Below are 26,215 nucleotides of genomic sequence, written 5' to 3'. Positions count from 1 at the left end.
GTGGGGAACAGTCGTCACATGTGCGGTCGGCAATTCAGGACTTTCCGAACTCGTTGTGGATGATGTCGAAGATGTCGTCGGCCGTGGCCGCCGCGAGGTCGTCGCCGTCCTCGCCGCCCTCCTCCGCCTTCTGCAGGTCGTTCCAGCGCGTCAGCAGGGACTGCAGGCGGGCGGTGACCTTCGCGCCGTCCGGGTCGCCGGGGCCCATGGTGGTGAGCAGCGTCTCCACCTTGTCGAGCTCGACGAGCAGCGGTGCGGCGTCCGCCCCGTCGGCCGGGACGTCCTCGTCGCCGAGGAGTTCGCGGCGCAGCAGGCCCGCGAGGGCGGCGGGGGTCGGATAGTCGAAGATCAGCGTCGCCGGCAGTCGGAGGCCCGTGGCGGTGCCGAGGCCGTTGCGGAGTTCGACCGCGGAGAGGGAGCTGAAGCCGAGGTCCTTGAACGCCCGGCCGTCCTCGACGGACGCCGTCGAGGCGTGTCCGAGCACCGCGGCCACCTGTCCGTGCACCAGGTCGAGCAGCGCCTGGTCGCGCTCCTCCCCCTGGAGCCCCGCCAGCCTCTCGCGCAGCGCCTGCGCCGGGTCGCCCTCCACCGCGGCCGAGGCGGCGACGGGAGCGGCGGCGGCCAGCGCCCGCACCTCGGCGAGGTCGCCGAGCAGGGGGCTGGGACGGGCGGCGGTGAACGGCGGGACGAAGCGGTCCCACCGCAGGTCGGCCACGGTCAGCCCGCTCTCGTCCGCGGCCACCGCGTACGCCAGCGCCGACATCGCGTGCTCCGGGTCCATCGCCGGCAGCCCGCCCTCGCGGAGCCGCTCGGCCAGCCCGTCGCTGTCGCTCATGCCGTCACCGGTCCACGGACCCCAGGCGATGGACGTCGCGGCCAGGCCGTCGGCGCGCCGCTGCTGGGCGAGCGCGTCCAGGTAGGCGTTGGCGGCGGCGTAGTTGGCCTGGCCGGCGTTGCCGACGGTGCCCGCGATGGACGAGAAGAGGACGAACAGCGACAGGTCCCGGTCCCGGGTGAGCTCGTGCAGATGGGCGGCGGCCTCCGCCTTGGGGCGCAGGACGGCCTCGTAGCGCTCGGGCGTCAGGGTCTCCAGGATGCCGTCGTCCAGCACACCGGCCGCGTGCACCACACCCGTCACCGGGTGGGTGTCCAGGAGCGCCGCGAGGGCGTCCCGGTCGGAGACGTCGCAGGCCGCGAGGGTGACGTCCGCGCCGAGCGCGGTCAGCTCGTCGCGCAGCCCGGCCGCGCCGGGCGCCTCGGCGCCCCGGCGGGACACGAGCACCAGCCCGCGCGTACCGCGCTCGACCAGCCAGCGGGAGATCCGGGCGCCCAGGGCGCCGGTGCCGCCGGTGACGAGCACCGTGCCGGGAGCCGACCAGTCCGCGGGCGCCTCCGCGCCCTCCGGGGCCCGTACGAGACGCCGCGCGAGCACCCCGGACGAACGCACCGCGAGCTGGTCCTCGCCGCCGGCGTCGGCCAGCAGACCGACCAGGCGCTCCAGGGCCCGCGCGTCCACGACCTCGGGCAGGTCGACCAGACCGCCCCACAGCCGCGGGTGCTCCAGGGCCACGACCCGGCCCGCGCCCCAGACCTGCGCCTGGGCGGGAACGGCCGGACGCTCGGCGGCGGACGCGGCGACGGCACCCGAGGTGACGGCCCACACCGGCGCCTCCAGATCCGCCGAGTCGCCCAGCGCCTGGACGAGCGCCGAGGTCAGGAGCGTGCCGTGCGCCTCGTCGAACGCGAGCAGGGACACGACACCCGCCGGCGGGGCGGACAGCCCCGCCGCGGACACCGACTCCCGCAGCCGCGCCGCCATCGCACCGCGCTCCCGGCAGCCCGCGTCGGCCTCGACCGGCACGACCCGCACGCCGGCATCGACCAGCGCGTCCCGTACGGACTCCGCCGGCGCGCCGTTCGCGGCGCCGGCCGCCGTCACCAGGAGCCAGTCCCCGGCCGGCAGGGCGGCCGTGGGCTCGGCGACGGGCTGCCAGCTCACCCGGTACCGCCAGCCGTCGACCGTCGCCCGCTCGCGCCGGCGGACCCGCCACGCGGAGAGCGCCGGCAGGACCTCGCTCAACGGCGCGTCGCCGTCGAGCCGCAGCGTCTCCAGCAGCTCGGGCAGGTCCTCCTGCTCGACGGCGTCCCAGAACCGGGCCTCCACCGCGTCGGCCACGGCGGCCGTACCGCCGGGCACCTCGGGAGAGGCGTCGTCGAGCCAGTAGTGACCGTGCTGGAACGCGTACGTCGGCAGCTCGACCCGGCGCGCGCCGAGCGGCGCGAAGTACGCCGCCCAGTCCGGAGTGACACCCCGGACGTGCAGCTGAGCGAGCGCCGCGAGCAGGGCACCGGGCTCGTCACGGTCCTTGCGGAGGGCCGGGACGAAGGCGGCGCTGTCTCCATCGGTGAGGCAGTCCGGGCCCATGGCGGACAGGACGGCGTCGGGACCGAGCTCCAGGAACGTACGGACGCCCTGGCTCTTCAGAGAACCGACGATGTCGGCGAAGCGGACGGCGTCGCGGACGTGGTCGACCCAGTAGGAGGGAGAGGTGACGTCGCCGGAGGCGACGACGACGGGGATGGACGGGGCGGAGAAGGTCAGGCCTTCGACGACCTGCCGGAAGTCCTCCAGCATCGGGTCCATCAGAGGCGAGTGGAAAGCGTGCGAGACACGAAGACGCTTCGTCTTGACGCCGTCGGCGGCCAGGACCTCGGCGATCTCCACGACAGCGGCTTCGGCACCGGAGACGACGACCGAGAGCGGACCGTTGACGGCGGCGATGCCGACCTCGTCCTCACGACCGGCCAGCAGCGGCAGGACCGTTTCCTCAGCGGCCTGGACGGACACCATCGCGCCACCAGCGGGGAGCGCCTGCATCAGACGACCCCGAGCCGTGACGAGACGCGCCGCATCAGCCAGCGACAGCACACCCGCCACATGAGCAGCGGCAATCTCGCCAACGGAGTGACCGGCGAGGAAGTCCGGACGCACACCCCACGACTCGACGAGACGGAACAGCGCCACCTCGACCGCAAAGAGAGCGGCCTGCGTGTACTCCGTCCGATCCAGCGCCTCGCCGTCCTCGTCGATCACCTCGACGAGCGGACGCTCCAGGTGGGCGTCCAGCTCGGCGCACACAGCACCGAAGGCATCGGCGAACACCGGGAACGCATCCCGCAGCTCACGGCCCATCCCGATCCGCTGCGAACCCTGACCCGTGAAGAGCACCGCCAGCGGTCCGTCCTCGACCCGGCCCTGGTGGACACCGGTCGCGGAGTCGCCCGCGGCGAGGGCCGTGAGGCCCGAGACGAGTTCGTCGCGGCCGCTACCGGTGACGACGGCACGTACGTCGAGGGCCGAACGCGAGGTGGCCAGCGAGAAGGCCACGTCCGCGACCGACTGGTCCTCGTGGGCCCGCAGGTGCGCCAGGAGACGCCCCGCCTGGGCACGGAGTGCGTCGGTGCCCTGGGCGGACACCGTCCAGGCAAGCGGCATGTCACTGTTCTCCGCGTCCACGGACACCTCGGTCTCGGCAGCCTCGGCCGGAGGCTCCTCGACCGGAGCCTGCTCGACGATCACGTGCGCGTTCGTGCCACTGAAGCCGAACGACGACACACCAGCGCGGCGAGGCCTGTCGGCCTCGGGCCACTCCACGGCCTCCGTCAGCAGCTCCACGGCACCCGCCGACCAGTCGACGTGCGGCGTGGGCTCGTCCACGTGCAGGGTCTGCGGAAGCACACCCTCACGCATCGCCATCACCATCTTGATGACGCCCGCGACGCCCGCCGCGGCCTGCGTGTGGCCGATGTTGGACTTGATCGAACCGAGGAGCAGCGGCCGGTCTGCCGGCCGGTCCTGGCCGTACGTGGCCAGCAGCGCCTGGGCCTCGATCGGGTCACCCAGCGTCGTACCCGTACCGTGCGCCTCCACCACGTCGACCTCGGAGGAGGTCAGGCGGGCGCTCTCCAGCGCCGCGCGGATGACGCGCTGCTGGGACGGGCCGTTGGGGGCGGTCAGACCGTTCGACGCACCGTCCTGGTTGGTGGCCGTGCCGCGCACGACGGCCAGGACGGGGTGCCCGGCCCGGCGGGCGTCCGAAAGGCGCTCGACGAGCAGGACGCCCGCGCCCTCGCCCCAGCCGGTGCCGTCGGCCGCGCCGGCGAACGGCTTGCAACGGCCGTCCGCCGACAGGCCGCGCTGGCGGCTGAAGTCGATGAAGGTGCCCGGCGTGGCCATGACGGTCACACCACCGGCCAGGGCCATCTCGCACTCACCGCTGCGCAGGGCCTGCACGGCCAGGTGCAGGGCGACCAGCGACGACGAGCACGCCGTGTCCACCGTCACCGCCGGGCCCTCCAGCCCGAAGGTGTAGGCGACGCGGCCCGAGACGACGCTGCTGGAGCTGCCGGTGCCGATGTAGCCCTCCAGCTCGTCGGGCACGGCACGCAGCCGGGACCCGTAGTCGTGGTAGGCGACGCCGGCGAAGACGCCGGTCCGGCTGCCCCGGAGGGTGGCCGGGTCGATGCCCGCCCGCTCGAAGACCTCCCACGAGGTCTCCAGCAGGAGCCGCTGCTGCGGGTCCATGGCCAGGGCCTCGCGCGGCGAGATCCCGAAGAACGCCGGGTCGAACCGGGCCGCGTCGTGCAGGAACCCGCCGCGGTTGGTGTACGAGGTCGCGGGGTGCTCGGGGTCCGGGTGGTAGACGGCGTCCAGGTCCCAGCCGCGGTCGGTCGGGAACTCGGAGATCGCGTCCCCGCCCGAGACGACGAGCTGCCACAGCTCCTCGGGGGTACGGGCACCACCGGGGTAGCGGCACGCCATCCCGACGATCGCGATGGGCTCGTCGTCGAGCACGGCCACGGCCCGGGCGTCCGCCGCCCGCCGCTCCGCGCCGAGGAGTTCGGTGCGGAGGTGGTCGACCAGCGCGGTGGCGGTCGGCCAGTCGTAGACGAGGGTGGCGGGCAGCCGCAGGCCGGTGGCCTTGCCCAGCCGGTTGCGGAGCTCGACGGCGGTCAGCGAGTCGAAGCCGAGGTCCTTGAAGGCCCGGCCCGTCGACACGGCCTCCGGCCCGGCGTAGCCGAGTACGGCGGCGATCTGCGTCCGGATCGCGTCCAGCAGGACGCGGTTCTGCTCGTTCTCCGGCAGCCCGGCCAGGCGCTCGCGCAGGGCGCCGGCGGTGGCGCTCTCCAGGGCCTCCGCGAGGTCACGCGCCTCGGGAAGCTCGGCGAAGAGCGCGCTGGGGCGCGCGGCGGTCACGATCGGCAGGAAGGTCTCCCACCGGATGTCCGCGACGGTCAGCACGGGATCGGCCGTGCCGTCCAGCGCGTGGTCCAGGGCCGCGTCGACCGTCTCGGGTGCGAGGGCGGGGATGCCCACGCGCCGGAGCCGCTCGTCGAGGCCGTCCGCCGTCCAAGGGCCCCAGGCGATGGCCGTGCCGGGCAGCCCGTCGGCGCGTCGCCGGCGGGCGAGCGCCTCCAGGTGTGCCGTGGCCGCGGCGTGCGTGGCCTGGCCCGCGGTGCCGATGGCACCGGCGAGAGCGGAGAAGAGGACGAAGGAACGGAGTTCCAGGTCGAGTTCGCGCGACACCTCGTCGAGGCGGCGGGCGACGTCCGCGGTCCCCGCGAGGACGGCGGCGTAGCGCGCCGGGGTCAGCGAATCGACGACGCCGTCGTCCGGCGTGCCGGTCGCGTGGACGACGTCCGTGACCCGGTGCTGCGTGAGCAGGGCGACGACGGCGGCGCGGTCGGACGTGTCGCAGTGGACGACGTCGACCTCGGTGCCGAGTTCCGCCAGTTCCGCGCGGAGCGCGGCCTCGGCGGCCATGGTGGCCTCGTCGGTGCCGTGCCGGCCCGCGAGGACGACGTGCGGGGCGCCCTTGGCGGCCAGGCGTCGGACGACGTGGACGGCAGGGCCGCCGGGGACGCCGAGTTCGCCGGTGACCAGCACAGTGCCGGCCGGGCTCCAGGACAGGCCGTCGGTCGAGGTCCCGGTCGTCGTCGCGCGGACGAGTCGGCGGGCGTGGACACCGGACGCGCGCAGCGCCACCTGATCCTCACCACCGGCCCCGGACAACACACCCAACAACCGCGCCGCGACACGCTCATCAGCCACCTCGGGCAGGTCGACCAGACCGCCCCACAGCTGCGGATACTCCAGCGCCGCCACACGACCCAGACCCCACACACCAGCCTGCGCCACATCAACCACACGCTCAGCGGCACCCACCGAAACAGCACCACAGGTCGCCGCCCACAACGGGACAGCAATCCCTACATCACCCAGCCCCTGGACAACAGCCGCTGACAAGAGCACGCCCGACGACGAGTCCAGACCGACGAACGACAACACACCACCGTCGACCGCACCCGCCTCGACACCAGCCTCCGCCAGAGCACCACCCACACGCCCCGCCAGAGCCTCACGCCCCACACACCCCTCATCAACCACCACGCACACCACACGCACACCAACACCCTCAAGCGCCGCCACCGCAGCACCCACCCACACATGCCCCGCAACCTCCGGAGACACCACCACCAACCACGTCCCCGAAGGAACCGCGGACGTCGTACCGGTGAGCGGCTTCCACATCTCCCGGTAGGTCACGTCGTCCAGTGCCGAAGCGGCACGGCGACGGGCCCGCCAGGCGGCGAGAGCAGGCAGTACGGCGCTCAGCGGCGCGTCGCCGTCGAGTCGCAGCGTGTCGGACAGAGCGGGCAGGTCCTCGCCGTCCACGGCCTCCCAGAACGCGGACTCGGCGGGGTCGGCCTGGGCAACGCCCGCCGACGACCGGTCCGTGGAGTCCTCCAGCCAGAAGCGCTGGTGCTGGAAGGCGTAGGTGGGCAGGTCGACCCGGCCCGCGTTGTGCGGCGCGAGGAAAGCCTGCCAGTCGACGGTCACACCACGGGTGTGGAGACGCCCCAGGGCGTCGACGACCGTGCGCTCCTCGTCACGGTCCTTACGGAGGACCGGGACGAAGACACCACTGTCGCCGTCAGCAAGGCAGTCCGGGCCCATGGCGGACAGAACGGCGTCCGGACCGAGCTCCAGGAACGTACGGACGCCCTTGCTCTCCAGAGAACCGACCGTGTCGGCGAAGCGCACGGCACCGCGGACGTGGTCCACCCAGTAGGAGGGAGAGGTCACGTCACCGGAGGCGACAACGACCGGGACGGCCGGCGAGGAGAAGGTCAGGCCTTCGACGACCTGGCGGAAGTCCTCCAGCATCGGGTCCATCAGCGGCGAGTGGAAAGCGTGCGAGACACGAAGACGCTTCGTCTTCACACCATCGGCGGCCAGCGCCTCAGCGATCTCGAGAACCGCTGCCTCGGCACCCGAGATGACCACGGACAGCGGCCCGTTGACCGCCGCGACACCGACCACGTCCTCACGACCGGCCAGCAGCGGCAGGACCGTTTCCTCGGCGGCCTGGACGGACACCATCGCGCCACCAGCGGGGAGCGCCTGCATCAGACGACCCCGAGCCGTGACGAGAAGCGCCGCATCAGCCAGAGACAGCACACCCGCCACATGAGCCGCAGCAATCTCACCCACAGAGTGACCGGCCAGGAAGTCCGGACGCACACCCCACGACTCGACGAGACGGAACAGCGCCACCTCGACCGCAAAGAGAGCGGCCTGCGTGTAAGCCGTCTGGCTCAGCGCCTCGCCGTCCTCGTCGATCACCTCGACAAGCGGACGCTCCAGATGACCATCCAGCTCAGCGCACACAGCACCGAGGACATCGGCGAACACCGGGAACGCGGCACGCAGCTCACGCCCCATCCCGATCCGCTGCGAACCCTGACCCGTGAACAACACCGCCAGCTTCCCGCCGACGACCTCGTCCCCACCGGCCAGCGCCGCCAGACCCGCCAGCAGTTCGTCGCGGCTCGCGCCGCTCACCACCGCACGGTGCTCCCACGTCGCCCGCGACACCACCAGCGACGACGCGACATCCGCCACCCGCAGCCCAGGCCGCGCGGCCACATACGAGCGCAGCCGCTCCGCCTGATCCCGCAGCGCGTCGGGCGTACGACCCGACAGCACCCACGGCACCACACCACCATCGACCGACGGCGACACGGGCTCGGCAGCCTCAGCGCCCTCGAGCGCGGGCGCCTGCTCCAGGATCACGTGAGCGTTCGTGCCACTGAAGCCGAACGACGACACACCCGCCCGGCGCGGACCGCCGGACTCGGGCCACTCCGTGTTCTCCGTGAGCAGCTCGACCGCGCCCGCGGCCCAGTCGACGTGCGGCGTGGGCTCGTCCACGTGCAGCGTCTGCGGGAGGACACCCTCCCGCATCGCCATGACCATCTTGATGATGCCGGCGACACCGGCGGCGGCCTGCGTGTGACCGATGTTCGACTTCACCGAGCCGAGGAGCAGCGGCCGGTCGGCCGGCCGGTCCTGGCCGTACGTGGCCAGCAGAGCCTGCGCCTCGATCGGGTCGCCCAGCGTCGTACCCGTACCGTGCGCCTCCACCACGTCCACGTCCGCCGCCGACACACCGGCGCTGGCGAGCGCCTGACGGATGACGCGCTGCTGCGCGGGGCCGTTCGGTGCCGTCAGGCCGTTGCTCGCGCCGTCCTGGTTGATGGCGGAGCCACGGACGACGGCCAGCACCTGGTGGCCGTTCCGCCGCGCGTCCGAGAGCCGCTCGACGAGGAGCATGCCGACGCCCTCGGCCCAGGCGGTGCCGTCCGCCGCGCCGGCGAAGGCCTTGCAGCGGCCGTCGGCCGACAGGCCGCGCTGGCGGCTGAAGTCCACGAAGGTGCCGGGCGTGGCCATGACGGTCACACCACCGGCGAGCGCCATCTCGCACTCACCGTTGCGCAGGGCCTGCACCGCCAGGTGGAGGGCGACCAGCGACGACGAGCACGCCGTGTCGACGGTCACCGCCGGGCCCTCCAGCCCGAAGGTGTAGGAGAGGCGGCCGGAGACGACTCCGCCGGAGGTGCCGGTGCCCAGGTAGCCGTCGACGTCCTCGGGGACGTCCACGACGCGCAGACCGTAGTCGTGGTAGATCACGCCGGCGTACACGCCTGTGCGGCTGCCGCGCAGGGACGTGGGGTCGATGCCGGCCCGCTCGATGGTCTCCCAGGAGGCTTCGAGCAGCAGGCGCTGCTGTGGGTCCATGGCGAGGGCCTCGCGCGGCGAGATCCCGAAGAAGGCCGGGTCGAACTCGGCCGCCTCGTGCAGGAACCCGCCCTGCCGGGTGTAGCTCGTTCCGGGGCGGCTCGCCTCCGGGTCGTAGAGGTCCTCCACGTCCCAGCCGCGGTCCACGGGGAACTCCGAGATGGCGTCCCCGCCGGCCGACAGGAGCTGCCACAGCTCCTCGGGCGAGGTGATCCCGCCCGGGAAGCGGCAGGCCATGCCGACGATGGCGATCGGCTCGTCGGCCCCGGCGGCGGCCGTGACCGGCAGCGGCGTGCCGTCGGCGGTCACGACGCCCGCACCGGTGTCCTCGTCGCCGACGAGTTCCGTCCGCAGGTGTTCGGCGAGCGCGACGGGGGTGGGGTAGTCGAAGACGAGCGTGGCGGGCAGGCGCAGGCCGGTGGCCGTGCCGAGCCGGTTGCGGAGCTCGACGGCCGTCAGGGAGTCGAAGCCCAGCTCCTTGAACGACTTGTCGCCGTCCATGGTGTCCGCGTCGGCGTGGCCGAGCACCGCGGCGACGTGCGTGCGCACGACGTCGAGGAGGACGGCGGCGCGGTCGGCGGCGGGCAGGGCGGCCAGGCGCTGCTGGAGCGTGGCGGCCGGGGCCGCGCCCGCGGCCTCGGCGGAGCGCCGGGCGGGGGCGCGGACGAGGCCGCGCAGCAGTGCGGGCACGCCGTCGGCCGCCGCGTCCGCCGCGAGGGCGGCGGTGTCCAGGTGCATGGGCACGTGGAGCGGCTCGGGGTGGCCGAGGGCGGTGTCGAGGAGGGACAGGCCCTCCGGGGCGGTGAGCGCGGCGGCGCCGGAGCGTGCCATGCGCAGCAGATCGGTCTCGTCCAGTTCGCCGGTCATGCCGCTGGCGTCGGCCCACAGGCCCCAGGCGAGGGAGGTCGCCGGGAGGCCGTGCGCGTGCCGGTGACGTGCCAGCGCGTCCAGGAAGCCGTTCGCCGCCGCGTAGTTCGCCTGGCCCGCGTTGCCGAAGACACCGGCGGCGGAGGAGAACAGCACGAACGCCGACAGGTCCAGGTGCCGGGTCAGCTCGTGGAGATTCCACGCCGCGTCGGCCTTCGGCCGCAGCACGGTGTCGACGCGCTCGGGCGTCATGGATTCGATGACGCCGTCGTCGAGGACACCGGCGACGTGGAAGACGCCGGTGAGCGGGTGCTCGTCCGGTACGGAGGCCAGCAGCTCGGCCACCGCCTCACGGTCCGCGGTGTCACAGGCGGCGAGGACGACGTCCGCGCCGAGCGCGGTCAGCTCCTCGCGCAGCTCGGCCGCGCCGGGCGCGTCGGCGCCCCGGCGGCTGGTGAGCAGCAGACGACGTACGCCGTGCTCGGTGACCAGGTGACGGGCGACGAGGGCGCCCAGCGTTCCCGTGGCACCGGTGACCAGCGCCGTCCCCTCGGGGGCGAGGCGGGCGGGAACGGTCAGGACGACCTTGCCGACGTTCTGGGCCTGGCCGAGGAAGCGGAACGCCTCGGGGGCGTTGCGCACGTCCCAGGCGGTGACGGGCAGCGGCTGGAGCGCGCCGGACTCGAAGAGGGCGAGGAGCTCGCCGTACATCTCCTGGATGCGGTCCGGGCCGGCGTCGACGACGTCGAACGCCCGGTAGGTGACGCCCGGGTGGGCGGCGGCGACCTCGTCCGCGTCACGGATGTCGGTCTTGCCCATCTCGACGTAGCGACCGCCCTGCGGCAGGAGGCGCAGGGAGGCGTCGACGAACTCGCGGGCGAGCGAGTCGAGGACGACGTCCATGCCGCGGCCGTCGGTGGCGGCCAGGAACTCCCGCTCGAAGTCGAGCGTGCGGGAGGAGGCGATGTGGGCGTCGTCGAGCCCCGCGGCCCGCAGCGCGTCCCACTTGGGCGTGCTGGCGGTGCCGTACACCTCGGCACCCAGGTGCTGGGCCAGCTGCACGGCGGCCATGCCGACACCACCGGCCGCCGCGTGGATGAGGATCCGCTCCCCGGCCCGCAGGCCGGCCAGGTCGGTCAGCGCGTAGTACGCCGTCAGGAAGACGATGGGCGCGGCCGCGGCCTGCGCGAACGTCCAGCCGTACGGCATCCGGGAGACGAGCCGCTCCTCGGCGACGACGAGCGGTCCGAAGCCGCCCGAGAGCATGCCCATGACCCGGTCGCCCACGGCGAGCCCGGTCACGCCGGGGCCGGTCTCGACGACGACACCCGCGCCTTCGAGGCCCAGCAGGCCCGCGTCGCCGGGGTACATGCCGAGGACGTTCAGCACGTCGCGGAAGTTGAGCCCGGTCGCGCGCACGGAGATGCGGACCTGGCCCGGCCCCAGCGGCTGCTCGGCCTCCGGGTGCGGGATGAAGTGCAGGTTCTCCAGCGTGCCCTTCTCGGTGAAGTCGAGACGCCAGATGTCGGTGCCCTCCACGACGGCCAGTTCACCGCCGGCGCCGGAGCGCGCGAGGCGAGGCGCGTGGAGGTTCCCGGCGCGCAGGGCGAGCTGCGGTTCGTCGGTGGCGAGCGCGGCGGCGAGGACGTCGTACGACGCCTGCTCGTCGTCCAGGTCGATCAGGACGAACCTGCCGGGGTTCTCCGTCTGCGCCGACCGGACCAGGCCCCAGACGGCGGCCTGTGCCGGGTCCACGGCACCCTCGCCGCCATGGACGGCGACGGCGTGACGCGTGAGGAGAACGAGGCGGGAGGCGGCGAAGCGCTCGTCGGCCAGCCAGGACTGGACGAGGTCCAGGGTCCGCAGCGCGGCCTGGCGGGCCTCGTCGGCCATGGCGTCGGAGACGGTCGCGGGTGCGAGCGACGCGAGGACCACGGACGGGACGTCACCCGACGCGGAGGACTCGGCGATCCCGGCGATCCCGGCGAGGTCCGCCGCGGTCACGAGGGAGTCGGACACGGCGGCCAGGCGGCCGGCCGGTACGGACTCCAGCGCGGCGATCGGACCCGTGACGGGTGCCGCGGCGGGCACGGTGGGCCACTCGACGTGGAACAGCGAGTCCACGTGCGAGGGCGTGGCGGCGCCCGCCAGGTCGCCGGCCGACACGGCGCGCAGGACGAGCGAGCCCACCGTGGCCACGGGCGCGCCCGTGGCGTCGGCCACGAACAGGGAGACCCCGTCCGCACCGGCGGGTGACAGCTTCACCCGCAGCATCGACGCGCCGACGGCGTGCAGGGACACGTCGTTCCACGCGAAGGGGAGCTCGGGGCCGGTCGGCTGCCCACCCTCGTCCGCCCCGTCGGCGCCTTCGAGGGCGACCGCGTGCAGGGCGGAGTCGAGCAGGGCCGGGTGGAGGCCGTACGCGTCGGCGTCCGCGTCCTCGGGGAGCGACACCTCGGCGTACACGTCGTCACCGAGGCGCCAGACCTTGCCGAGGCCCTGGAACACCGGACCGTACTGGAGCCCGCCGGTCGCGAGCCGCTCGTACAGGCCGTCCGTCGGGACCGGTTCGGCACCGGCCGGCGGCCACACGGAGAGATCGGCACCGGCGGCCGACGGGACGGAACCGGCCGGGGCGAGCATGCCCATGGCGTGCCGCGTCCACAGCTCGTCGGCACCCGCGGACTCCGCCCGCGAGTACACGTCGACGGAACGGCGGCCCGACTCGTCGGCCCCGCCCACCATGACGCGCAGGTGCACTCCCCCGCGCTCGGGCAGGACCAGCGGTGCGGCGAGCGTCAGCTCCTCCAGCGCACCGCAGCCCGCCTCGTCGCCGGCGCGGACCGCCAGCTCGACGAACGCCGTGCCCGGCAGCAGCACCACACCGGCGACCGCGTGGTCCGCGAGCCAGGGGTGGGTCTCCAGGGACAGCCGGGCCGTGCACAGCACGCCGTCCGGCAGCTGCACGGCGGCACCGAGCAGCGGGTGATCGGCGGCGCCCATGCCCAGCTCAGCGGCGTTGCCGCTCATGCGCGCGGCCTGCGGCCAGTAGTGCTGGTGCTGGAAGGCGTAGGTGGGCAGGTCGACGCGGCGGGGTGCGTAGGGGGCGAAGAAGGCCGCCCAGTCGACGGTCGCACCACGGGTGTGGAGCCGGGCCAGGGACGCCACGGCGGCCTGCTCCTCGTCGCGGTCCTTGCGCAGGACCGGGACGAAGACACCGCTGTCGCCGTCGGCGAGGCAGTCCGGGCCCATGGCGGACAGGACGGCGTCGGGGCCGAGCTCCAGGTAGGTGCGGACGCCCTTGCCCTCCAGAGAACCGACGATGTCGGCGAAGCGCACGGCGTCGCGGACGTGGTCGACCCAGTAGGAGGGAGAGGTGACGTCGCCGGAGGCGACGACGACCGGGAGGGCCGGGGCGGAGAAGGTCAGGCCTTCGACGACCTGCCGGAAGTCCTCCAGCATCGGGTCCATCAGCGGCGAGTGGAAAGCGTGCGAGACACGAAGACGCTTGGTCTTCACACCGTCGGCGGCCAGCGCCTCGGCGATCTCGACAACGGCAGCCTCGGCACCGGAGATGACAACGGACAGCGGCCCGTTGACAGCAGCGATACCGACCTCGGCCTCACGACCGGCCAGCAGCGGCAGGACCGTTTCCTCGGCGGCCTGGACGGACACCATCGCGCCGCCCGCCGGGAGCGCCTGCATCAGGCGGCCGCGAGCCGTGACGAGAAGCGCAGCATCGGCGAGCGAGAGAACACCCGCCACGTGGGCGGCCGCGATCTCACCGACCGAGTGACCGGCGAGGAAGTCCGGACGGACGCCCCAGGACTCGACGAGACGGAACAGCGCCACCTCGACCGCGAACAGCGCGGCCTGCGTGAACTCGGTCCGGTCCAGCGCCTCGCCGTCCTCGTCGATCACCTCGACGAGTGGACGGTCCAGGTGGACGTCGAGCTCGGCACAGACAGCAGCGAAGGCGTCAGCGAACGCCGGGAAAGCGGCCCGCAGTTCACGCCCCATCCCGATCCGCTGCGACCCCTGGCCCGTGAAGAGCACTGCGGTCTGGCCGTCGAGCACACGGCCCTTCGCGCCGGCCTGAGCGGACTCGCCCTGGGCAAGCCGCGCCAGCCCCGTCAGGAGTTCGTCGCGTCCGGCGCCCAGGACCACGGCGCGGTGGGACATCGCCGACCGCGATGCGGCCAGGGAGAACGCCACGTCGGAGAGCGGAAGTTCGGCACGGTCCGCCACGAGGGCGTGGAGCCGCTCGGCCTGCTCGCGGAGTGCGTCCTCGCTCTTCGCCGAGAGCACCCAGGGCAGGACGGCGCCGCCGGCGTCGACGGCCGGCGCGGGCCGGTCGTCCTCGATCGCGGGGGCCTGCTCCAGGATCACGTGCGCGTTCGTGCCGCTGATACCGAACGACGAGATACCCGCTCGGCGAGGCCTGTCGGCCTCGGGCCACTCGATGGCCTCGGTCAGGAGCTCGACGGCGCCCGCCGACCAGTCCACGTGCGGCGACGGGGCGTCGACGTGGAGGGTCTGCGGAAGCACGCCCTCGCGCATCGCCATGACCATCTTGATGATGCCGGCGACACCGGCCGCGGCCTGCGTGTGACCGATGTTGGACTTGATCGAACCGAGGTACAGCGGGCGGTCCTCGGAGTGCTCCTGGCCGTACGTGGCCAGCAGCGCCTGGGCCTCGATCGGGTCACCGAGCCGCGTACCCGTGCCGTGCGCCTCGACGACGTCGACGGCATCGGCGGAGAGCTGGGCACTGGCGAGCGCGGCACGGATGACGCGCTGCTGGGACGGACCATTGGGAGCGGTCAGGCCGTTCGACGCGCCGTCCTGGTTGATGGCCGAGCCACGGACGATCGCGAGGACCTGGTGGCCCTTGCGCCGTGCGTCCGAGAGCCGCTCGACGAGCAGCATGCCGACGCCCTCGGACCAGCCGGTGCCGTCGGCGGCAGCGGCGAACGGCTTGCAGCGGCCGTCCTCGGACAGGCCGCGCTGGCGGCTGAAGTCGATGAAGGTGCCCGGCGTGGCCATGACGGTCACACCACCGGCGAGCGCCATCTCGCACTCGCCACTGCGCAGGGCCTGCGCGGCCATGTGCAGGGCGACGAGGGACGACGAGCACGCCGTGTCGACGGTCACCGCGGGGCCTTCGAGCCCGAAGGTGTAGGCGACGCGGCCGGAGGCGATGCTGCCGCCCGTGCCCATGAAGCCCTCGACCGGGTCGGCGGCCCGGCCGACGACCTCCGCGTAGTCGTGATACATCACGCCGGCGAAAACACCCGTCCGGCTTCCACGAACGGATACCGGATCGATGCCGGCCCGCTCGAAGGCCTCCCACGACGTCTCCAGCAGCAGACGGTGCTGCGGGTCCATCGCGACGGCCTCACGCGGCGAAATACCGAAGAACGACGGATCGAACTCGCCGGCGCTGTGCAGGAAGCCACCACCGCGGGCGTAGAACGTCCCCACGCGATCCGGGTCCGGGTCGTACAGACCCGCGACGTCCCAGCCACGGTCCGACGGGAACACGGACACGCCGTCCCCCGCCTCCGCGACCAGACGCCACAGGTCCTCAGGAGAGGAGACCCCACCGGGGTACCGGCAGGCCATGCCCACGATCGCGATCGGCTCGTCGTCCACCACGGCGACCGCGGCGGAAACGGAGGACGTCGCCTCGTCGGCGTCGCCGAGCAGCTCGCCGCGCAGATAGCCCGCGAGAGCCACCGGGCTCGGGTAATCGAAGATCAACGTCGCGGGCAGCCGGAGCCCGGAAACCCCACCGAGCCGGTTCCGCAGCTCCAACGCCGTCAGCGAATCGAAGCCCAGCTCGCTGAAGGCGCGCCCGGCCTCAACACCGTCGACCGACCCATAACCCAGCACACCCGCCACATGCGACCGCACAAGGTCGAGGAGTGCCGTGTTCTGCTCGTCGGGGGTCAGGGCCGCGAGACGCTGCTGAAGGGTCTCGGCGGCGTTACCGGTCCCGGTGGACGCGGTACGACGGGCCGGGGTGCGGACGAGGCCGCGCAGCAGCGCCGGGACGCCCTCGGACCCGGCCTCGGAACGGAGACCGGCGGTGTCCAGGTGAATGGGCACCAGCAGCGCGTGAGCGCCGGACGAGACGGCGAGGGCCCTGTCGAAGAGGGTGAGTCCTTCCGTCGCCGTCAGGCCACGCGTGCCCGACCGGGACATACGGGCCAGGTCCTGACCGGCCAGCTCACCGGCCATGCCGTCGGCGTCGGCCCACAGACCCCACGCGAGGGAGGTCGCGGGCAGATCGGCCGCACGGCGGTACTGGGCGAGCGCGTCCAGGTAGGAGTTGGCGGCGGCGTAGTTGGCCTGGCCCGCGTTGCCGAAGACACCGGCGGCGGAGGAGAACAGCACGAACGCCGACAGGTCCAGGGACGCGGTCAGCTCGTGGAGGTTCCAGGCCGCCACGGCCTTCGGGCCCAGGACGGTGTCGAGACGCTCGGGGGTGAGGGATTCGACGACACAGTCGTCCAGAACACCGGCCGCGTGAACGACCGCGGTGACCGGGTACTCGGCCAGAAGCGCGGCAAGGGCGTCGCGATCGGCGACATCACACGCCGCGAACTCCACCTCGGCACCCAGACCGGCCAGCTCGTCACGCAGCTCAACCGCACCCGGAGCCTCAAGACCACGACGGCTCGTCAGCACCAGGCTACGAACGCCGTGCTCCGTCACGAGGTGGCGGGCTACGAGGCCGCCGAGGCTGCCCGTCGCACCCGTGATCAGAACCGGACCGTCACCCCAGACCGGGGCCGCGTCGGTCGTGGAAGCGGCCCGGGCCAGACGCGGCGCGTGTGCCGCACCCTCGCGGAGCGCAAGCTGCGGCTCATCAAGCTCCAGGACGGCAGACAGCGCCTGGTACGAAGCCTCGGTGCCGTCGACATCGACGAGGACGAAACGGCCCGGGTTCTCGGACTGCGCCGAGCGCACCAGACCCCACACAGCAGCCTGAGCCACATCGGAGACCACATCACCGGTACCGGTGGTGACAGCGCCCCGCGTCACCACGACCAGACGCGAGGAAGCGAAACGCTCCTCCTCCAACCACGACCGCACCAGACCCAGGGCCTGACCGGCGACGTCCCCGACACTCAACTGACCGGGCACGAAGGCGAACACCACATCCGCCGACTCCACCGACTCCACACCAGCGAACGACGCGAAACGATCCGCCAACCCAGCAGGCACCACACCCACAGCAGCAACCGCAGACCCGTCGTCGGCCTCGGCGGGAATCGCCACCGCCGGCCACTCGACCTGGAACAGCGACTCCGGACCTGCCGGACCCGCCGGCTCGCCCTTCGACAGGGCGCGCAGCACCAGCGAACCCACCGACGCCACCGGCGCACCCGCGCCATCGGCGACAGCCAGGGCCACAGCACCCGAACCGGCCGGGGAGACCCGTACCCGCAGCGTGGAGGCACCCACCGCGAACAGTGCGACGTCACCGAAGGCGAACGGAAGCTCGGGGCCGGACGCCTCGGCTCCGCTCTCGCGGAGACCGATGGCGTGCAGGGCGGAGTCCAGCAGCGCCGGGTGGAGACCGAACGCGGAGGCGTCCGCGTCCTCGGGGAGCGACACCTCGGCGAACACGTCCTCGCCGACACGCCAGGCCTTGCCCAGCCCCTGGAAGACCGGGCCATAGACCAGCCCGTCCTCGGCCAGCGACTCGTACAGGGCATCGGTCACCACGGACTCGGCGCCGGCAGGCGGCCATGCGGTGAAGTCGAAGTCGGCGACGAAAACGTCAGTGGTCAGCACACCGGTGGCGTGCCGCACCCACGGGGTCTCGTCGGAGGCGTGCTCGGGGCGCGAGTACACCGTGACCGAGCGGTCGCCGCTCTCCTCGGAGCCGCCGATCCACACCTGGACCTGCACTCCGCCGCGCTCCGGGAGCACCAGGGGAACGGCCAGCGTCAGATCCTTGAGCAGACCACAGCCGACCTGGTCGCCGGCGCGAACCGCCAGTTCCACGAAGGCTGTTCCCGGCAGCAGCACCGCGCCGGCGACCGCGTGGTCGGCCAGCCACGGGTGGGTCTCCACGGACAGGCGGCCCGTGAACAGGAAGCCACCCGAGTCCGGCAGCGGCACGGCCGCACCCAGCAGCGGGTGCTCGGCCAGCGCCAGACCGGCGGCGGCGACATCAGCGACGGCGAGGGCGGGCTTCGGCCAGTAGTGCTCGTGCTGGAAGGCGTACGTCGGCAGGTCGACGCGGCGAGCACCGAGCGGCGCGAAGAACGCCGACCAGTCGACGGTCACACCACGGGCGTGGAGACGACCCAGAGCATCGACAGCGGCACGCTCCTCGTCGCGGTCCTTGCGCAGGACCGGGAGGAAGGCGGCGTCAGCGGAGTCGGTGAGGCAGTCCGGGCCCATGGCGGACAGGACGGCGTCCGGACCGAGCTCCAGGAACGTACGAGCGCCCTGCGTCTCCAGAGAACGAACGATGTCGGCGAAGCGGACGGCATCGCGAACGTGGTCCACCCAGTAGGAGGGAGAGGTCACGTCGCCGGAGGCGACGACAACCGGAACAGCCGGCGAGGAGAAGGTCAGGCCTTCGACGACCTGCCGGAAGTCCTCCAGCATCGGGTCCATCAGAGGCGAGTGGAAGGCGTGCGAGACACGCAGCCGCTTCGTCTTCACCCCATCGGCGGCCAGCGCCTCGGCAATCTCGACAACGGCAGCCTCGGCACCGGAGATGACAACGGACACAGGACCGTTGACAGCAGCGATACCGACCTCGTCCTCACGACCGGCGAGAAGCGGCAGGACCGTTTCCTCAGCGGCCTGGACCGACACCATCGCGCCACCGGCCGGCAGCGCCTGCATCAGACGACCCCGAGCCGTGACGAGAGTCACCGCATCAGCCAGAGACAGCACACCCGCCACATGAGCAGCGGCGATCTCGCCCACCGAGTGACCGGCCAGGAAGTCCGGACGCACACCCCACGACTCGACAAGACGGAACAGCGCCACCTCGACCGCGAAGAGAGCAGCCTGCGTGTAAGCCGTCTGGCTCAGCGCCTCGCCGTCCTCGTCGATCACCTCGACAAGCGGACGCTCCAGGTGGGCGTCCAGCTCGGCGCACACAGCACCGAAGGCATCGGCGAACGCCGGGAACGCGGCACGCAGTTCACGCCCCATCCCGATCCGCTGCGAGCCCTGACCCGTGAAGAGCACCGCCAGCTTGCCCTTCACCGGGACACCCGACGCCGCCTCCTCCAGCGAGCCCAGAGCCGCCAGCAGCTCCTCACGGTCCCGGCCCGCGACCACCGCACGGTGCTCCAGCACCGCACGCGACGACGCCAGCGAGAACGCCACATCCGCCACCGCCAGCTCAGCACGGCCGGCCACGAACTCCCGCAGCCGCTCCGCCTGACCCCGCAACGCATCGGCCGACTTCGCCGACAGCACCCACGGCACCACACCACCATCGACCGACGGCGACACGGCCTCAGCAGCCTCAGCGCCCTCAAGCGCGGGCGCCTGCTCCACGATCACGTGCGCGTTCGTGCCACTGATACCGAACGACGACACACCTGCTCGACGCAGTTCGCCGTCCGCCGGCTCCGGCCACTCCACGGCCTCGGTCAGCAGCTCGACAGCGCCCGCCGACCAGTCCACGTGCGGCGAAGGGGCGTCGACGTGCAGGGTCTGCGGAAGGACGCCCTCGCGCATCGCCATGACCATCTTGATGACACCCGCGACACCCGCCGCAGCCTGCGTGTGGCCGATGTTCGACTTGATCGAGCCGAGCCACAGCGGGCGGCCCTCCGGCCGCTCCTGGCCGTACGTCGCCAGCAGCGCCTGCGCCTCGATCGGGTCGCCCAGTCGCGTACCCGTGCCGTGCGCCTCGACGACGTCGACCTGGGAGGGGGACAGACCGGCCCCGGCCAGGGCCTGGCGGATGACGCGCTGCTGCGACGGGCCGTTCGGCGCCGTCAAACCGTTCGACGCACCGTCCTGGTTGATCGCCGAACCACGCACGACCGCCAGCACCTGGTGGCCCTTGCGCCGCGCGTCGGACAGCCGCTCGACGAGCAGCATGCCGACACCCTCGGACCAGCCCGTACCGTCCGCCGCCGCCGCGAACGGCTTGCAGCGGCCGTCCTCCGACAGACCCCGCTGACGGCTGAAATCGATGAACGTACTGGGGGTGGCCATCACGGTCACACCACCGGCGAGCGCCATCTCGCACTCACCGCTGCGCAGCGCCTGCGCCGCCATGTGGAGGGCGACCAGCGACGACGAGCACGCCGTGTCCACCGTCACCGCGGGGCCTTCGAGCCCGAAGTGGTACGACACACGGCCGGAGGCGATGCTGCCGCCCGTGCCCATGAAGCCCTCGACCGGGTCGGCGGCCCGACCCACGACCTCCGCGTAGTCGTGATACATCACGCCCGCGAAAACACCGGTCCGGCTTCCACGAACCGAAATCGGATCAATACCGGCCCGCTCGAAAGCCTCCCACGAGGTCTCCAGCAGCAGACGGTGCTGCGGGTCCATCGCGACGGCCTCACGCGGCGAAATACCGAAGAACGACGGATCGAACTCGCCGGCATCGTGGAGGAAACCGCCTCCACGGGCGTAGAACGTTCCCGCACGATCCGGGTCCGGGTCGTACAGACCCGCGACATCCCAGCCACGATCCGACGGGAAGACGGAAACACCGTCTCCCGCCCCGGCGACCAGTCGCCACAAATCCTCGGGGGACGAAACCCCACCCGGATAACGGCACGCCATTCCGACAATCGCGATCGGCTCGTCATCCACGACCGCCATCACAGCGGATGCGGAGGACGTCACGTCATCGGCCTCACCCAGCAGCTCGCCGCGCAGATAACCCGCGAGAGCCACCGGGCTCGGGTAATCGAAGATCAACGTCGCGGGCAGCCGGAGCCCGGAAACCCCACCGAGCCGGTTCCGCAGCTCCAGCGCCGTCAGCGAATCGAAGCCCAGCTCGCTGAAGGCGCGGCCGGCCTCCACACCGTCGACCGACCCGTAACCCAGCACACCCGCCACATGCGAGCGCACAAGGTCGGTCAGGAAGGCGTCGCGTTCCTCGGCGGGAAGGTCTCGGAGGCGTGCCTCCAGGGAGCCGTCGGCCATCGTGGCGGGCGTGACGGCGGATACGGCGCGCCGGGACGGCGTGCGTACGAGGCCCCGCAGCAGGGCGGGCACGGCGTCACCGGCGAGGTTGCGTACGTTCAGGCCGATCGGTACGAGCACGGCGCTGTCGGTGCGGCCGGCCGCGTCGAACAGGGCGAGGCCCTCGGCGGCGGTCAGCGGCACATGGCCTTCCCGCTCCATACGGCGCAGGTCGGCGGCTCCGAGGGAGCCCGCCATGCCGTCCTCGTCGGCCCAGAAGCCCCAGGCCAGCGACAGCGCCGGCAGGCCGGCGGCACGGCGGTACTGGGCGAGCGCGTCCAGGTAGGCGTTCGCGGCCGCGTAGTTGGCCTGGCCTCCGCTGGCGAACGTACCGGCGGCGGAGGAGAAGAGCACGAACGCCGACAGGTCGAGGCCCTCGGTCAGCTCGTGGAGGTTCCAGGCGGCGTCGGCCTTCGGGCGCAGGACGGTGTCGAGACGCTCGGGCGTGAGGGATTCCACCACACCGTCGTCCAGAACACCGGCGGCGTGGATGACGGACGTCACCGGGTGCTCGGCCAGCAGGGCCGCCAGCGCCTCGCGGTCCGCGACGTCGCACGCCGCGACCGCGACCTCGGCGCCCAGGCCGGTCAGCTCGTCACGCAGCTCGGCCGCGCCCGGAGCCTCAAGGCCCCGACGGCTCGTCAGCACCAGGCTGCGGACGCCGTGTTCGGTCACCAGGTGACGAGCGACAAGGCCGCCCAGGCTGCCCATCGCGCCCGTGATCAGAACCGGGCCGTCGCCCCAGACCGCGCCATCGCCATTGCCATTGCCATTGCCGTCGCCGTCGGAGGCGGAAACGCTCGCCTTCGCCAGGCGCGGGGCGTGCGCGACGCCGTCCCGCAGGGCCAGCTCCGGCTCGTCCAGGTCCAGGACGGCGGCCAGCGCCTCGTACGAAGCGTCGGTCCCGTCGACGTCCACGAGCACGAAACGCCCGGGGTTCTCCGCCTGCGCCGAGCGCACCAGACCCCACACGGCGGCCTGCGCCACATCGGAGATCGCATCGCCGTCACCGGCGGCGACAGCCCCCCGCGTCACCACGACCAGCGGCGAGGAACCGAACCGCTCCTCCCCCAGCCACGACTGCACCAGCTCAAGAGCGTGGTGCGCCGCCTCCCGGGCGCCGGTCCCGCCCGGCAGGAACGCCAGCACGGAATCCGCCGACTCGACGGACTCCACACCGTCGCACGCCGTCACACGGTCCGCCAGCACGGGGGGAATCACGCCCACGGCCGCCGGCGAACGGTCGGTCGCGGCACCGGCTCCGGCGCCGGACACCACCGGCCACTCCACCCGGTACAGCGACTCCACGGCCGCCGGGCCCGCCAGCTCGCCCGGCGACACCGCGCGCAGCGCCAGCGAGTCCACCGAAGCCACCGGCGCACCCGCGCCGTCGGCGACAGCCAGGGCCACGGCACCACCGGCACCACCCGTACCGGCCGGGGACACCCGCACCCGCAGGGCCGAGGCGCCCGTCGCATGGACCGTCACCCCGCCCCAGGCGAAGGGCAGTTCGGCACTGTCGCTCGCGGGAGCGTCGATGCCGATGGCGTGCAGCGCGGCGTCGAGCAGCGCCGGGTGCAGCACGAAGCCCGTGACGTCGGCGGTCTCCGGCAGGGCCACCTCGGCGTACACGTCGTCGCCGAGGCGCCAGGCCTTGCCCAGGCCCCGGAACACGGTGCCGTACTCCAGCCCGCCGGCGGCGAGCCGCTCGTACAGGCCGTCGGTGTCGATCGCCCGGGCGCCGGCCGGCGGCCAGTCCGACAGGTCGGCGTCGGCGGCCGGGGCGGCGGAGCCCGCCGGGGCGAGCAGGCCCATGGCGTGGCGCGTCCACAGCTCGTCGGCCTCCACGGACTCCGTCCGCGAGTACAGGTCGACCGAACGGCGGCCGGTCCCGTCCGCCTCGCCCACCATCACGCGCAGCTGTACGGCTCCGCGCCGGGGCAGCACGAGCGGGGCGGCGAGGGTGAGCTCCTCGAGCGCGCCGGAGCCGACCTCGTCGCCGGCGCGGACCGCCAGCTCGACGAAGGCCGTGCCCGGCAGCAGCACCGCACCACCGACGGCGTGGTCCGCGAGCCACGGGTGGGTGCTCAGCGACAGCCGGCCCGTGAAGAGGTGCGCGTCCGATCCGGGCAGGCCCACGGCCGCGCCCAGCAGCGGGTGGCCGGTGGCGCCCAGACCGGCGGAGGCGACGTCGCCGACCAGGGACGTGTCGTCGTCCAGCCAGTAGCGCTCGTGTTGGAAGGCGTACGTGGGCAGGTCGACCCGGCGGGCACCGTACGGCGCGAAGAAGGCCGCCCAGTCGACGGTCACACCACGGGCGTGGAGACGACCCAGAGCATCGACAGCGGCGCGCTCGTCGTCACGGTCCTTCCTGAGGACCGGAACGAAGACACCGCTCCGCTCGCCGCTCAGGCAGTCCGGGCCCATGGCGGACAGAACGGCGTCCGGCCCGAGCTCCAGGAACGTACGGACGCCCTGGTTCTCCAGAGAACCGACGATGTCGGCGAAGCGGACGGCGTCACGAACGTGGTCCACCCAGTACGAGGGGGACGTCACATCGCCCGTGGCGACGACGACCGGGATGGACGGAGCCGAGAAGGTGAGCCCCTCGACGACCTGCCGGAAGTCCTCCAGCATCGGGTCCATCAGCGGCGAGTGGAACGCGTGCGAGACCCGCAGCCGCTTCGTCTTCACACCATCGGCGGCCAGCGCCTCGGCGATCTCGACAACGGCGGCTTCGGCACCGGAGATCACCACGGACAGCGGCCCATTGACCGCCGCGACACCGACCACGTCCTCACGACCGGCCAGCAGCGGCAGAACCGTTTCCTCGGCGGCCTGAACGGACACCATCGCGCCGCCCGCCGGCAGCGCCTGCATCAGACGACCGCGAGCCGCGACGAGACGCGCCGCATCAGCCAGAGACAGCACACCCGCCACATGAGCAGCAGCGATCTCACCGACCGAGTGACCCGCCAGGAAGTCCGGACGGATGCCCCACGACTCCACCAGACGGAACAGCGCCACCTCGACCGCGAACAACGCGGCCTGCGTGTACACCGTCTGGCCGAGCGCCTCGCCGTCCTCGTCGATCACCTCGACGAGCGGACGCCCCACACCCAGGTGACCGTCCAGCTCGGCGCACACCGCACCGAACGACTCGGCGAACACCGGGAACGCGCCCCGCAGTTCACGGCCCATCCCGATCCGCTGCGAGCCCTGACCCGTGAAGAGGACCGCCAGGCGTCCTTCGATCGCCGTGGTGCCGTTCTCGCCGCCGGCGACGGCCGTCAGGCCGCGCAGCAGTTCCTCATGGTCCGCCCCGGCCACCACCGCGCGGTGCTCCAGCGCCGCACGCGAGGTCGCCAGCGAGAACGCCACGTCCACCGGCGAGAGCTCGGACCGCTCGGCGACCACGGCGCGCAGCCGCTCCGCCTGGTCCCGCAGCGCACCGGCGGTACGGCCCGACAGCACCCACGGCACCACGCCGCCGCCGACGGACGGCGACACCGGCTCGTCCTCGACGGCGACAGGCGCCTGTTCCAGGATCACGTGCGCGTTCGTACCGCTGATGCCGAACGACGACACACCCGCTCGACGCGGCGTGCCCTCCGCCCGCTCCGGCCATGCCACGGCCTCGGTCAGCAGCTCGACCGCGCCCGCCGACCAGTCCACGTGCGGCGACGGCTCGTCCACGTGCAGGGTCTGCGGGAGCAGACCCTCCCGCATCGCCATGACCATCTTGATGATGCCGGCGACGCCGGCGGCGGCCTGCGTGTGCCCGAAGTTCGACTTGATCGAGCCGAGACGCAGCGGTCGGCCGTCCTCCGGCCGCTCCTGGCCGTACGTGGCGAGCAGCGCCTGGGCCTCGATCGGGTCGCCCAGTCGCGTACCCGTGCCGTGCGCCTCCACCGCGTCCACGTCCGCCGCCGAAAGGCCCGCCGAGGCGAGGGCCGCGCGGATGACGCGCTGCTGCGAGGGGCCGTTGGGGGCGGTCAGGCCGCTGCTGGCGCCGTCCTGGTTGATGGCGGAGCCGCGGACGACGGCCAGCACCTGGTGGCCGTTCTTGCGCGCGTCCGACAGCCGCTCGACGAGCAGCATGCCGACGCCCTCGGACCAGCCCGTACCGTCCGCCGCCGCCGCGAACGGCTTGCAGCGGCCGTCCTCCGACAGACCCCGCTGACGGCTGAACTCGATGAAGGTGTCCGGGGAGGACATGACGGTGACGCCGCCCGCGAGGGCCATCTCGCACTCGCCGTTGCGGAGCGCCTGGATGGCCATGTGGAGGGCGACCAGCGACGACGAGCACGCCGTGTCGACGGTCACCGCGGGGCCCTCGAGGCCGAAGGTGTAGGCGACGCGACCGGAGGCGATGCTGCCGGAGCTGCCGTTGCCCAGGTAGCCGTCGAGGCCGTCGGGCATGATGTGGAGGCGCGAGGCGTAGTCGTGGTACATGACGCCGGCGAAGACGCCGGTGCGGCTGCCCCGGGCTGCCGCGGGGTCGATGCCCGCGCGTTCGAAGGCCTCCCAGGTGGCCTCCAGCAGCAGGCGCTGCTGGGGGTCCATGGCGAGGGCCTCGCGGGGGGAGATGCCGAAGAAGGCCGGGTCGAAGTCGGCGGCTTCGTGCAGGAACCCGCCGTGGCGGGTGTAGCTCTTGCCCGGCTGGTCGGGGTCCGGGTCGTAGAGGTTCTCGATGTCCCAGCCGCGGTCGGTGGGGAAGCCGGAGACGGTCTCGCCGCCGGCGGAGATGAGCCGCCAGAGGTCCTCGGGGGAGCGCACTCCCCCCGGGTACCGGCAGGCCATGCCCACGATCGCGACCGGCTCGGCCTGCTCCTGCTCGATCTCCTTCAGACGCCTGCGGGCGTCGCGGAGATCCGCGGTAGCACGCTTGAGGTAATCGAGAAGCTTGCCTTCGTTCCCGTCCCCCACAATGTCACCTCATTAGAACCGGTCTGGGGCATGAATCGGGCCGAGGAATTCCGGGAGCAGTGCGGGGACCGCCGAAAACCCAGG

The 26,215-nt window shown here is 72.8% G+C and carries 1 protein-coding gene; it reads right to left on the bottom strand.

Features of this window, described 5'->3' with window-relative positions:
* Positions 1 to 34: 34 nt before the first annotated feature.
* Positions 35 to 26,131, bottom strand: a complete 26,097-nt coding sequence (locus AC07BS_RS04310; protein WP_478930131.1) for a type I polyketide synthase — start codon at positions 26,129 to 26,131, stop codon at positions 35 to 37.
* Positions 26,132 to 26,215 lie beyond the last annotated feature (84 nt).

Source organism: Streptomyces sp. NPDC044063 (assembly GCF_056434285.1).
This window is presented reverse-complemented; position numbering and strand designations above follow the sequence as displayed.